The following is an 11,838-nucleotide window of genomic DNA, read 5'->3' on the forward strand; positions in this document are numbered from 1 at the left end:
GTCCTCAGCCTTGGTTAGTTTGTTACCAAGTGTGAGTAGGAATACAGCCTTGATTTCCCTGAGGTCTGTCTTATTAAAGGCAAATACCACGCCAACTTACGATGGATTCTGTAAGTGTTTGGTTAATAAAGTGTAGTTCATTTGATGTTTGTCACACTTTTAGTTTTGTGGGTGAGATCTCGCTCACGTTGATTTTACCTATGGGGGGAAATCCACCCAAACTGCATTTTGTGGGGTATGAGCTGAGGTTTTTAGCTTGATGGTTAACTGAGCAAAATAAGTTGCTTTTTGATCAAAAATGGTTTGAAAAATGACTGTAGAGTAGGGAGACGGTGACATGGTTAAGATGAAGCACAGTGACGGTCAGCCATGATCTTCGCCTATTCGTTTTAAGATTTCATCACTTGGGAGTAACTCCAAATGTCCACGTTCATCGAAATACCAGCCAGTAATAAACCCTTTTTGGCGCATACTCAGAAGGTTTTGCATGACCTCACGGGCTTCTCTTAAGGCTGTTTGCTCGTCACAGGAATGAGTATGTTTAAGATAAGCGGCGATATTGGTGAGGGATGCGGATTGACTGACGCTAGCCATAGTGCTGATCTCCAAATTGCTCAAGACAATGAATCAGCGCGTTTTAGCCAAAATTAGGGTAAATGCTAAGTAATGGACTCAATTAACGTCATGCTGATTTAGAACAAGCATAGTTGAGATACTAAGGCGGTAAAGTTTTTGAGGTAAATATTGTGGTCGCTACTGGGATCGAAACAGTGACCCCCTCCTTGTAAGGGAGGTGCTCTCCCGGCTGAGCTAAGCGACCCGGGGTAAATCAGTAGTGCAGAATATGGTGGTCGCTACTGGGATCGAACCAGTGACCCCCTCCTTGTAAGGGAGGTGCTCTCCCGGCTGAGCTAAGCGACCCGGGGTAAATCAGTAGTGCAGAATATGGTGGTCGCTACTGGGATCGAACCAGTGACCCCCTCCTTGTAAGGGAGGTGCTCTCCCGGCTGAGCTAAGCGACCCGGGGTAAATTAGTAATGAAGAATATGGTGGTCGCTACTGGGATCGAACCAGTGACCCCCTCCTTGTAAGGGAGGTGCTCTCCCGGCTGAGCTAAGCGACCGGAATTCTTTCAATACAAATTTTTATGTCATTCACAAATATGGTGGTCGCTACTGGGATCGAACCAGTGACCCCCTCCTTGTAAGGGAGGTGCTCTCCCAGCTGAGCTAAGCGACCTGGGAATGACTACACAGTGAGGTTATATGGTGGTCGCTACTGGGATCGAACCAGTGACCCCCTCCTTGTAAGGGAGGTGCTCTCCCGGCTGAGCTAAGCGACCCGGGTATATAAAAACATGTAAACCATGATTAAATTTGCATTTAACACATGGTAGTCGCTACTGGGATCGAACCAGTGACCCCCTCCTTGTAAGGGAGGTGCTCTCCCAGCTGAGCTAAGCGACCTCTGCTGTGTGGAGCCGTATTATAGGGAGGTTCGATCGGGTGTCAACGCTTTTTAATGAAAAAAGCATTGGTCGCGCTATTTTTGTTCGCATTGACTTAATGTTAATCATGCGCTCATTTAAAGTGTTACTTTATTGGGCAATTTAAGATTGAGTGATTTAAGTAAGCTTTGTATGTCAGCCCATAGTGAATGTTACCGCGCAAATAACCACTAAACTTTATCAGGTTTTCTTTATCGACGAGACGATGGATTTTTAGGTCGGTTATAGGGCATGAGTTTAACGGTGCTGTTATATCTTTATGATCCTGAGTCGAGGTGAGTGAGCGCGTTTAGTTTCTATTATGATTGGTCAGCTAGCGATATCTATATCGAATTAATACATCGACTTTTGTGTTATCTGTATTATCAGCGGTTATGTTCCATTTGCAGCGCAGACTTAGGCTGCTAGAATAAGCCCACTTTTTATCGTGATTGTCTTTATCTAGACGACTTTATATAGGTTAGTGTCCCACTATGACAACTAAGACGCGTTTTGCCCCTAGCCCAACAGGCTTTTTGCACGTGGGCGGTGCCCGTACTGCACTTTATTCTTGGTTACAAGCCCGTGCCAATAACGGTGAGTTTGTTTTACGTATCGAAGATACGGATATTGAGCGTTCTACTCAGGCCGCTTGTGATGCCATTTTAGAGGGCATGAACTGGTTAGGTCTAACGTGGGATGAGGGCCCGTACTATCAAACTAAGCGTTTTGATCGTTATAACGAAATCATCGCGCAAATGTTAGAGCAGGGCACAGCCTATAAATGTTATTGCTCGCGTGAACGTATCGATGCGTTAAGAGAAGCACAAGCGGCAAATGGTGAAGCACAAAAATACGATGGTTGCTGCCGTGACTTGCCGGCGCGTGATACTGATGAGCCTTTTGTTGTACGTTTTAAAAACCCTATCGGTGGTTCAGTCGTATTTGATGACCATGTTCGTGGCCGTATCGAATTCTCAAACGACGCGTTAGATGATCTGATCATTGCTCGTACCGATGGTGTACCTACTTATAACTTCTGTGTAGTGGTAGACGATTGGGATATGGGGATTACCTGTGTAGTGCGTGGTGAAGATCATATCAACAACACGCCACGCCAAATCAACATCCTTAAAGCATTGGGTGCACCTATTCCTGAATACGCCCACGTATCGATGATCTTAGGGGATGATGGTGCCAAGCTGTCTAAGCGCCATGGTGCGGTAAGCGTGATGCAATATCGTGATGATGGTTATCTGCCTGAAGCACTGCTTAACTATTTAGTACGTTTAGGTTGGTCACATGGCGACCAAGAAGTGTTCTCTTTAGAGGAAATGAAGCAGTACTTTAAGTTAGATGATATTAACAAAGCCCCTTCAGCCTTTAATACCGAAAAACTGGTTTGGTTAAACCAACACTATATTAAGACGCTTGATCCTGAATATGTGGCTTCCCACTTACAGTGGCATATGGACGATCAAAAGATTGATACCTCAAATGGTCCAGCTTTATCAGCTGTAGTGACAGCATTAGCTGAACGTGCCAAAACGTTAAAAGAGTTAGCTGCATCTAGCCGTTACTTCTATGAAGATTTTGCTGAGTTCGATGCCGAGCAGGCGAAAAAGCATTTACGTGGTGTGGCACTTGAGCCATTACAATTAGTGCAACAAAAGCTAGCGGCATTACCGGAGTGGACCGTTGAAGGTATCCACCAAGCGATTGAAGCCACCGCTGCTGAATTAGAAGTAGGTATGGGTAAAGTGGGGATGCCATTACGTGTCGCTGTGACCGGAGCAGGGCAGTCTCCAGGCTTAGATATCACCTTATTCTTAATAGGAAAGGCACGCTCTGAACAAAGAATATCCAAAGCGATTGAATTTGTAGCAGATAGAATAAATTCCTAAAAAACGAGTTGACACATTTAGGTGCGCTGCATAGAATGCGCCTCGCAGTTGAGACACAGACGAGCAAATGCTTGTAGTGCACTTAAATGTGGTTTAATAAGTTTGGGGCTATAGCTCAGCTGGGAGAGCGCTTGCATGGCATGCAAGAGGTCGACGGTTCGATCCCGTCTAGCTCCACCAAACTTACCGCCGATATTAAGCGAGAGTTTTTAACGAAATTCAAATTAATATGTCCTTGTGTCCCCTTCGTCTAGAGGCCTAGGACACCGCCCTTTCACGGCGGTAACAGGGGTTCGAATCCCCTAGGGGATACCACTATGTTTTACGACATAGTGCTCCTACCAAATAGCTAACGAGTTGTCTGGTAAGAACAAATCTAAATTTCTGCGATATACTGAGTTTCAGTTTTGTCGAAAGAGTTTGGGGCTATAGCTCAGCTGGGAGAGCGCTTGCATGGCATGCAAGAGGTCGACGGTTCGATCCCGTCTAGCTCCACCAATTTCGCCATATTAAGCGAGAGCACTGTTAGTCATAATAGTTGTCAAATTAATATGTCCTTGTGTCCCCTTCGTCTAGAGGCCTAGGACACCGCCCTTTCACGGCGGTAACAGGGGTTCGAATCCCCTAGGGGATACCACTCTATCCCTAATAAGATAGAGTGCATCACAAATGACTAACGAGTTATTTGAGATAAATCGCAAGACCTCAGTTATGAGGGAAAACATAAGTCCTTGTGTCCCCTTCGTCTAGAGGCCTAGGACACCGCCCTTTCACGGCGGTAACAGGGGTTCGAATCCCCTAGGGGATACCACTCTATCCCTAATAAGATAGAGTGCATCCCAAATAACTAGCGAGTTGTTTGAGATAAATAGCAAGACCTCAGTTATGAGGAAAAACATAAGTCCTTGTGTCCCCTTCGTCTAGAGGCCTAGGACACCGCCCTTTCACGGCGGTAACAGGGGTTCGAATCCCCTAGGGGATACCACTCTATCCCTTAAAGATAGGGTGCATCACAAATGACTAACGAGTTGTTTGAGATAAATAGCAAGACCTCAGTTATGAGGAAAAACATAAGTCCTTGTGTCCCCTTCGTCTAGAGGCCTAGGACACCGCCCTTTCACGGCGGTAACAGGGGTTCGAATCCCCTAGGGGATACCACTCTATCCCTTAAAGATAGGGTGCATCACAAATGACTAACGAGTTGTTTGAGATAAATAGCAAGACCTCAGTTATGAGGAAAAACATAAGTCCTTGTGTCCCCTTCGTCTAGAGGCCTAGGACACCGCCCTTTCACGGCGGTAACAGGGGTTCGAATCCCCTAGGGGATACCACTCTATCCCTAATAAGATAGAGTGCATTCCAAATGACTAACGAGTTGTTTGAGATAAATCGCAAGACCTCAGTTATGAGGAAAAACATAAGTCCTTGTGTCCCCTTCGTCTAGAGGCCTAGGACACCGCCCTTTCACGGCGGTAACAGGGGTTCGAATCCCCTAGGGGATACCACCTTAACTAAGGTTAATCGCTAACGTTAGTTGAAGACAATAAACCATCGAAAGATGGTTTTTTTGTATCTATTATTTTATCGTGCCACAAGCCACAAGCCACAAGCCACAAGCCACAAGCCACAAGCCACAAGCCACAAGCCACAAGCCACAAGCCACAAGCCACAAGCCACAAGCCACAACGTTTATTGGTTTCCTCTGTTTCTATTGGGTTTAGACTTGCTTGCTGCATATTGGGATAAAGTCTTGGAACGATGTCTCGCTGTTAGTATGTAAACCAATCACATTAAATATTTAATCAGTTCAGAGCCTCACAGGCATTTCAATCCAAGGCGCATTGACGCAGAAATGGTCATTCCCTTTTAAGTCAATACAACATCGGAGTGGGATGCCTGGGTGGCTCCCAAAGGGCGGCTGATGTTCACTGTATGGCAACGCGCTTTATACTGCGTTTAAGGCTTTCGACAGAGCACCACTATGCCTTCAAGCCTTCGCCTTGTCTAAAGCGCGTTGAATTCCCGCTGAATGAACAGATATTCAATACAATTGGTTTAAGGTGTCAACGCTATTTAGGACGGGGCAGAACAAAATAAAAAGGCGACTTAATGTCGCCTTTAAAATCAGTTCATTAAGTTACAACTCGGCACTATTCAACCCCTAAAAATCCGCCAGTTTGGTGAGCCCATAACTGGGCATAGATACCGCCAGCAGCAATCAGCTCTTGATGGGTTCCTTGTTCAACAATCCGACCTTGATCAAGCACGATTAATCTATCCATTGCGGCAATAGTCGATAATCGATGGGCGATTGCAATTACGGTTTTGCCCTGCATCAATTCGTACAAGCTTTCTTGAATCGCAGCTTCAACTTCAGAGTCCAAGGCAGAAGTGGCCTCATCGAGCAGTAAAATAGGGGCATTTTTTAATAGCACCCTAGCAATCGCGATACGTTGTCTTTGTCCGCCAGAGAGTTTCACGCCGCGTTCACCGACTTGTGCATCTAAACCATGATTGCCATTAGGGTCGGTTAGTTCATTAATAAAATCATGGGCCTGAGCTTGTTTAATCGCATGTTCGAGTTGGGTTTCGCTCGCCCCTGGATTGCCGTACAGAATATTTTCACGAATCGTGCGGTGCAGTAGGGAAGTGTCTTGGGTGACCATACCAATCTGTGAACGTAGCGAATCCTGTTTGACGGACTTAATGTCTTGTCCATCGATACAAATTTGGCCTTTCTCAACATCGTAAAAGCGCATTAACAGATTGACTAAGGTAGACTTACCCGCGCCCGAGCGGCCAACTAGACCGACTTTTTCGCCCGCTTTGATCGTGAGGTTGAGTTCGTCGATTACGCCAGTATTTTCACCATAATGAAAGCTCACCTGATTAAAATCGATCCGACCTTGTTCCACTACTAAGGTGTTTGCATCTGGCGAGTCTTGAATGAGTGTTGTCTTGGAAAGGGTGTTCATCCCATCGGTGACTGTACCAATATTTTCAAATAATGAACTGATTTCCCACATGATCCACTGCGACATCCCATTGAGGCGCAGTGCTAAACTCACTGCAATTGCAATTGCACCCACCGAGATAGCATTGTCACTCCAGAGCGTGATTGATACGGCGGCAATGCTGAACGCGAGTAAGTAGTTAATGATTTGTACACTGACGCTGATCCCTGTGACGAGGCGCATCTGGCGGTACACTGTGTCGAGGAAACTGCGCATACTCGCCTTGGCATACTCGGCCTCTTTATCCGTATGGGCGAAGAGTTTCACCGTGGTGATATTGGTGTAACTGTCGACAATACGTCCTGTCATTGTCGAGCGTGCATCGGCCTGTTCGGTTGAGACTGTTTTCAGCCTAGGCACAAAATACCACTGTAAACCGATATAGAGCGCCAGCCAGATCAGCATCGGGACCACCAGACGCACATCGGCACTGGCCACCATCACCAGCATGGAAGTGAAATACACTAAAATGTACACCAGCACATCGAGGAGCTTCATCACGGTCTCACGGACCGCAAGGGAAGTTTGCATCACTTTAGTGGCAATGCGGCCGGCAAAATCATTTTGATAGAAGGACACGCTTTGCTTGAGCAGATAGCGATGCGCAAGCCAACGAATCGACATGGGATAATTACCCAGCAAGGTTTGATGCATGATCAGCGCATGGAATAGCACTAATAGTGGCATCACCACTAAGACCATTACACCCATTAATATCAGCGTTGAGCCTTCATCTTGAAAGAGTGTCTCAGGGCTTTTTTTCACTAACCAATCGACTAATTGTCCCATAAAGCCAAATAGCGAGACTTCGAGCATGGCGATTAATGCCGTCAGCACCGACATTAAGATAAGCGGTAATTCATAGCCCTTAGTGTAATGCCGGCAGAACGCATACACCCCCGTGGGAGGCTTGGTTGGTTCGCCATCGGGCAGGGCTTCAACCCAAGATTCAAATCGTTTAAACATGAATTGACTCTATTTTATTGAGAAAAGTGAATGGGGGAAAACGTCGAGGTGTCTAGCATATAGGATCTTGCACTTTAAAAGCACGCGATGATCCAGTTCCGTTTTCCGCGAGTGTGCTAGCATAGGGTGACGTACAGTAACCGACAAGTACAAAATTGTGAATAAGATTGTCGGATAGCCAAATGAAGCTGATAGCAGTGAGTCCAAAACCAACCACTAAACCACTAGTCGTGCCGGTAGTAAACGATTTGCAAGAGTGCTACTTATCCGCGACGATTTGCCGCGAGGCTCGCATCAGCCGTGATCCACGTTTTGACGGTAAGTTCTTTGTGGGCGTGTTAAGTACGGGCATTTACTGCCGAACGGTGTGCCCTGCCGTTGCACCTAAAGAAGAAAACGTACGTTATTTCGACTCGGCCATTAAAGCCGCACAGGCGGGGCTGAGGCCTTGCCTACGTTGCCGCCCCGACAGTGCACCAGGCTCTAATCCGTGGAAAGGGACAGGCACAACCCTAGACAGAGCTATAGGTTTGATTGAAGCTGGCGCCTTATCGGGTGAGCATGGATTAACGGTCGAGGCCTTGGCGGACAAACTGGGGATCAGCAGCCGTTATCTAAATAAGTTATTTACCGCTGGATTTGGCACTTCGCCTAAGCAATTTGCACTCTATCGTCAGTTAATGTTCGCAAAACAGTTGTTGCATCAGACGCAGCTGCCCATCACTCAGGTTGCGCTTGCCGCAGGCTTTAACAGTATTCGCCGTTTCAACGAGGCATTTCAACAGACTCTGCAATTAACGCCCACACAGTTAAGAAAATCCAGTCTGAAGTCGACTGCCAAGTTAGAGGAAGGGGAGAGAACTAATAAGGCTAGTCCGCAGCAGATGCCAGCGCACAGTTTGAGTTTATATCAGTATTACCGACCGCCGCTCGATTGGCCGGCGCAGTTAGCCTTTTATCGCCTGCGCGCCGTGGCGGGAATGGAGTGGTTTAGTGAGGGGGCAAATCATGACTCCAACGACATGATGTCCCAAGATACACTTGAGTATGGTCGCACCTTGCAACTTGAGGATATCCGCGCAGTGGTGCGTATCGCCCATGAGGCACATTTGCATCGCTTTAAAATCACGCTGACATTAACGCCCGACTCGCCCTTGGCGGGCCTACAAAAACTCATCACCCAAGTGCGGCGCATTTTAGATCTCGATGCCGATATGCAGCTGATTGAGCACAACCTACAGCGTTTGACCGATCTTAAGTTAATCCCTAAATCAGGTCTTAGGATCCCGGGAGCAGGATCTTTATTTGAGGCGGGTTGCCGAGCCGTTTTAGGTCAGCAGGTGAGCGTAGTGCAGGCCACTAAGTTACTCAATTTATTAGTCGAAGCCTATGGCGAACGCTTTAGCTTAAACGGGCAAGAGTATCGCTTGTTCCCTACACCGCAGGTGATCCGTCATGCCTGCCTCGATGAGCTTAAAATGCCTGGCGCGCGCAAACTGGCGCTTAATGCGCTTGCGGCGTTTATCTGTGACCACCCAGAAGCCACAGCCGATGAGTGGATTAGGGTAAAAGGCATTGGCCCCTGGACCATTGCCTATGCCAAATTACGTGGGCTTGGCGATCCAAATATCTTCCTGCACACGGATTTAATTGTGAAAAAGCAATTACTGGCGACGATGGGTGAGCAGACAGGGTTAGATACTGAAGCGCAAAAACAACTGGATTATTCAGCGATTGTTGAGCGGGTAAGTGCGGATATCGCCCCTTGGGGGAGTTATTTGACCTTCCTGCTGTGGTCCAATGCATAGGGCATTTCAGGCCATGTTTATTGATTCAGTACCGAGGCTCTATATGAGAGCCACTATTTGAAACACAGTACGAAAACACTGTACTAAAGCCGTTGACGAGAACCACTATGAGCCCGAATTTATCGCAACTGATTAGCGCCCCAACGGCCAAAGATTATCAGCCCTGCGCTGTCGATATCTTAAGTACCCCTGTGGGCGTACTACAACTTAATGCCAATGCCTACGGATTGAGCCATTTAACGGTCGTCGGGTCGAGTCGTACCGAGATCCCCCTAAAGGTCGCAAGTGATGACGAACTCGCGCGGGCTAAAAGTCATATTGAGCAGGCAAAGGCGCAGCTTCTGGATTATTTTCGCGGTGAGCTAACCCAGTTCCACTTAAGCTTAGCGCCCAAAGGAACCGAATTTCAGCAGCAGGTGTGGCAGGCCTTGGTGCAGGTCGGTTATGGTCAGAGTTGCAGTTATGGCGAGATCGCCCAGCGTATCGACAGGCCAAAAGCCGTCAGGGCAGTCGGTGCCGCCAATGGCGCCAATCCCATCGCGATTATTGTGCCCTGTCACCGCATCATTGGTAAAAATGGCCAATTAACGGGTTATGCCTATGGACTTACGATGAAACAACAACTGTTAATGCTGGAATCGACAAGCAAGGACGCGCATTTTACGTTAGAATAGCGGTCATATTTGTTATTGATGAGCCATGTAATTTTTTATGACCCAAGCTTCTTCCGCCGTTGCCAGCTTTGCCGAACTTGGCATTATTGCCCCCTTATGTAATCGACTCTCTGAGCTGGGTTATGTTTTTCCCACACCGATACAAGCGGCTACCATTCCTGCCGTACTCAGTGGACAGGACGTGTTAGCAGGGGCGAATACAGGTTCTGGAAAAACCGCTGCTTTTGCAGTGCCGTTATTGCAGCGATTGAGTGAAGCAAAAAGTGCTGATAAGTCAGCAGGCCAAGTACGGTGTTTGGTGCTCGTGCCTACGCGCGAATTGGCGCAACAAGTCGCCGACAGCTTTTTATCCTATGCATCCCACTTTAATGGTCAGCTTAAGATTGTCGCGGCCTTTGGTGGTGTGTCTGTCAATGTGCAAATGCAAAGTCTTCACGCTGGCGCCGATGTGTTGGTCGCAACTCCTGGGCGTTTACTGGATTTATTAGCCAGCAATGCGCTTAAGTTAAATCGCGTCTCGGCCTTAGTGCTGGATGAAGCGGACCGCATGTTAAGCCTTGGGTTTACTGATGAATTAAATCAAGTGCTTGAGGCGCTCCCTGCCAAAAAACAAACCTTACTGTTTTCGGCGACATTCCCCGAAGAAGTGCGCGCGCTAACGACCCAATTACTCCACCAACCGCTTGAATTTCATCTGCAAAGTGAGCAAGAAAGCACCATTGTGCAGCGTGTGATAACCGTTAACCGCGAGCAAAAAACAGCGTTATTGGCCCATTTGATTAAACAGCATCAATGGTCACAGGCGTTAATTTTTGTCAGTGCTAAAAATACCTGTAACCACCTCGCGCAAAAGTTGTCAAAACGGGGAATTAGCGCCGAAGTCTTCCATGGCGATAAAGCTCAAGGTGCGCGGACTCGCGTCCTTGATGGGTTTAAAAATGGTGACATTAGTGTGCTAATTGCGACTGATATCGCAGCCCGTGGTATTGATATTGATAAACTCCCCGTCGTGATTAACTTTGATTTACCAAGAAGTCCAGCCGATTATATGCACCGTAGCGGTCGTAGCGGTCGTGCGGGCGAGGCGGGCCTCGCGGTGACTTTAATTTCCCATGAGGAATATCACCACTTTGGTGTGATTGAAAAGAAAAACAAAATCAAACTAGTGCGTGAACAAATCCCCGGATTTGAAGCCAATGCTGAAATACCGCTGGATGTGTTAGCGCAGGAAAAACCTCAGGCCAAGCCCGAAGGTTCTGGCAAGAAAAAGCGTAAACAGTTACCCGTGGCGAATGTTGAGTTTTGGGGTAAAAAGTCTTAATTCCTCAGGTGTGAGTTATGCTTAGCATATCTTCAGGTTGTTTCGAATTGGTTTGGTAGAGGCTGTATGCAGCATTTATTTTGGTTAGTTGAAGGTAAAATCGCGGGCCGCAGTGGCCCTAATAAGGACCCTTGGGATTTAGCAGAGCTTAAAGCATCGGGGATCCGCGCCGTGTTATCCGTTAATGGCGGAGAAGGCTGCGAGCCCGGTAGTTTTCAGCACCATGGTTTGCGTTATGAATGTATCCCGTTTTCCAGAAACGTGCCGCCCCAGGAAGGGGATATCGCCATTTGTGTCGCCCAACTACCCAGAGCGTTAGCCTTTATTCAACAATGTGAAGCCGATGATTTACCCGTGTTAATCCATTGCCGTTCGGGCAAAGATCGTACCGGGCTCATTATGGCTTATTACCTCATGGTTAATGGTGCTGCGCCGTTGCATGCCGTTAGCCAAGTGCGCAGTATTCGCGACATTGCTTTTAGCGCTGAGGGGTGGGATCAGTTTGCTTTTGATGTGCTCTATGCTTTGCAGGATTAGTCCTTGAGAAGGGAAAATTGTTCCAAAGATAAAGTAATTGGCTGATTTGATCACATTTGACCTTAGTCATCACTTTTAAGGCATGTTAAGGTTAATATACTGGCAGTTTAATTTGAGTGAGCGCTTAG

At 47.2% G+C, this 11,838-nt stretch carries 7 protein-coding genes and 16 tRNA genes; 14 read left to right on the forward strand and 9 right to left on the reverse strand.

Going from position 1 to position 11,838, the window contains the following annotated elements; genetic code table 11:
- Window positions 1-363 precede the first annotated feature (363 nt).
- The 8 genes from FJD32_RS07795 to FJD32_RS07830 form a co-directional block, all read right to left on the reverse strand.
- Window positions 364-594 carry a hypothetical protein gene (locus tag FJD32_RS07795; RefSeq protein WP_055647659.1) on the reverse strand — a complete coding sequence of 77 codons (231 nt, stop codon included), beginning with the start codon at window positions 592-594 and terminating at the stop codon, window positions 364-366.
- Between the two features lie 153 nt (window positions 595-747).
- Window positions 748-820: transfer RNA gene (locus FJD32_RS07800), tRNA-Val, on the reverse strand.
- A 25-nt stretch (window positions 821-845) separates the two neighbouring features.
- Window positions 846-921: transfer RNA gene (locus FJD32_RS07805), tRNA-Val, on the reverse strand.
- Window positions 922-946: 25 nt separating this feature from the next.
- Window positions 947-1,022: transfer RNA gene (locus tag FJD32_RS07810), tRNA-Val, on the reverse strand.
- 25 nt (window positions 1,023-1,047) lie between these two features.
- Window positions 1,048-1,123 (reverse strand) — tRNA-Val (locus FJD32_RS07815).
- Between the two features lie 40 nt (window positions 1,124-1,163).
- Window positions 1,164-1,239: transfer RNA gene (locus FJD32_RS07820), tRNA-Val, on the reverse strand.
- A gap of 27 nt (window positions 1,240-1,266) precedes the next feature.
- Window positions 1,267-1,342, reverse strand: a tRNA-Val gene (locus FJD32_RS07825).
- Between the two features lie 48 nt (window positions 1,343-1,390).
- Window positions 1,391-1,466 (reverse strand) — tRNA-Val (locus tag FJD32_RS07830).
- 514 nt (window positions 1,467-1,980) lie between these two features.
- On the opposite strand from FJD32_RS07830, the gene gltX reads away from it, so the two are divergent.
- The 10 genes from gltX to FJD32_RS07880 all read left to right on the forward strand — a co-directional run bounded on the left by gltX (window position 1,981) and on the right by FJD32_RS07880 (window position 4,895).
- Entirely contained in the window at window positions 1,981-3,390 is a 1,410-nt protein-coding gene (gltX, locus tag FJD32_RS07835; RefSeq protein ID WP_037431714.1) for a glutamate--tRNA ligase, read from the forward strand.
- 104 nt (window positions 3,391-3,494) lie between these two features.
- Window positions 3,495-3,570 (forward strand) — tRNA-Ala (locus tag FJD32_RS07840).
- A gap of 59 nt (window positions 3,571-3,629) precedes the next feature.
- A tRNA-Glu gene (locus tag FJD32_RS07845) sits at window positions 3,630-3,705 on the forward strand.
- Window positions 3,706-3,812: 107 nt separating this feature from the next.
- Window positions 3,813-3,888: transfer RNA gene (locus tag FJD32_RS07850), tRNA-Ala, on the forward strand.
- Window positions 3,889-3,951: 63 nt separating this feature from the next.
- A tRNA-Glu gene (locus FJD32_RS07855) sits at window positions 3,952-4,027 on the forward strand.
- 98 nt (window positions 4,028-4,125) lie between these two features.
- Window positions 4,126-4,201: transfer RNA gene (locus FJD32_RS07860), tRNA-Glu, on the forward strand.
- 98 nt (window positions 4,202-4,299) lie between these two features.
- Window positions 4,300-4,375 (forward strand) — tRNA-Glu (locus FJD32_RS07865).
- A 97-nt stretch (window positions 4,376-4,472) separates the two neighbouring features.
- A tRNA-Glu gene (locus FJD32_RS07870) sits at window positions 4,473-4,548 on the forward strand.
- A 97-nt stretch (window positions 4,549-4,645) separates the two neighbouring features.
- Window positions 4,646-4,721 (forward strand) — tRNA-Glu (locus FJD32_RS07875).
- Between the two features lie 98 nt (window positions 4,722-4,819).
- Window positions 4,820-4,895: transfer RNA gene (locus tag FJD32_RS07880), tRNA-Glu, on the forward strand.
- Window positions 4,896-5,540: 645 nt separating this feature from the next.
- Here FJD32_RS07880 and FJD32_RS07885 read toward each other — a convergent pair.
- A complete protein-coding gene (locus FJD32_RS07885) occupies window positions 5,541-7,370 on the reverse strand; it encodes an ABC transporter ATP-binding protein (RefSeq protein WP_140906744.1) in 1,830 nt (609 codons plus the stop codon).
- A gap of 182 nt (window positions 7,371-7,552) precedes the next feature.
- On the opposite strand from FJD32_RS07885, the gene FJD32_RS07890 reads away from it, so the two are divergent.
- From FJD32_RS07890 to FJD32_RS07905, 4 genes are all read left to right on the forward strand, one after another.
- Entirely contained in the window at window positions 7,553-9,178 is a 1,626-nt protein-coding gene (locus tag FJD32_RS07890; protein ID WP_140906743.1) for an AlkA N-terminal domain-containing protein, read from the forward strand.
- Window positions 9,179-9,285: 107 nt separating this feature from the next.
- Window positions 9,286-9,852 (forward strand): methylated-DNA--[protein]-cysteine S-methyltransferase, encoded by a 567-nt coding sequence (locus tag FJD32_RS07895; RefSeq protein ID WP_055648737.1) that lies wholly within the window; start codon window positions 9,286-9,288, stop codon window positions 9,850-9,852.
- Between the two features lie 37 nt (window positions 9,853-9,889).
- A complete protein-coding gene (locus FJD32_RS07900; RefSeq protein WP_140906742.1) occupies window positions 9,890-11,173 on the forward strand; it encodes a DEAD/DEAH box helicase in 1,284 nt (427 codons plus the stop codon).
- 66 nt (window positions 11,174-11,239) lie between these two features.
- Window positions 11,240-11,710: a dual specificity protein phosphatase family protein gene (locus FJD32_RS07905; RefSeq protein ID WP_037420279.1), complete on the forward strand. Its 471-nt coding sequence runs from the start codon at window positions 11,240-11,242 to the stop codon at window positions 11,708-11,710.
- Window positions 11,711-11,838 lie beyond the last annotated feature (128 nt).

Origin of the sequence: Shewanella sp. LC6, from assembly GCF_006385735.2 — a bacterium.
Classification (GTDB): Bacteria; Pseudomonadota; Gammaproteobacteria; order Enterobacterales; family Shewanellaceae; genus Shewanella; species Shewanella xiamenensis.

What these genes read in the sequence shown, in the direction of transcription:
- FJD32_RS07795 (WP_055647659.1), bottom strand. Translation starts at nt 594, where the DNA reads ATGGCTAGCGTCAGTCAATCCGCATCCCTCACCAATATCGCCGCTTAT.
- gltX (WP_037431714.1), top strand. Translation starts at nt 1,981, where the DNA reads ATGACAACTAAGACGCGTTTTGCCCCTAGCCCAACAGGCTTTTTGCAC.
- FJD32_RS07885 (WP_140906744.1), bottom strand. Translation starts at nt 7,370, where the DNA reads ATGTTTAAACGATTTGAATCTTGGGTTGAAGCCCTGCCCGATGGCGAA.
- FJD32_RS07890 (WP_140906743.1), top strand. Translation starts at nt 7,553, where the DNA reads ATGAAGCTGATAGCAGTGAGTCCAAAACCAACCACTAAACCACTAGTC.
- FJD32_RS07895 (WP_055648737.1), top strand. Translation starts at nt 9,286, where the DNA reads ATGAGCCCGAATTTATCGCAACTGATTAGCGCCCCAACGGCCAAAGAT.
- FJD32_RS07900 (WP_140906742.1), top strand. Translation starts at nt 9,890, where the DNA reads ATGACCCAAGCTTCTTCCGCCGTTGCCAGCTTTGCCGAACTTGGCATT.
- FJD32_RS07905 (WP_037420279.1), top strand. Translation starts at nt 11,240, where the DNA reads ATGCAGCATTTATTTTGGTTAGTTGAAGGTAAAATCGCGGGCCGCAGT.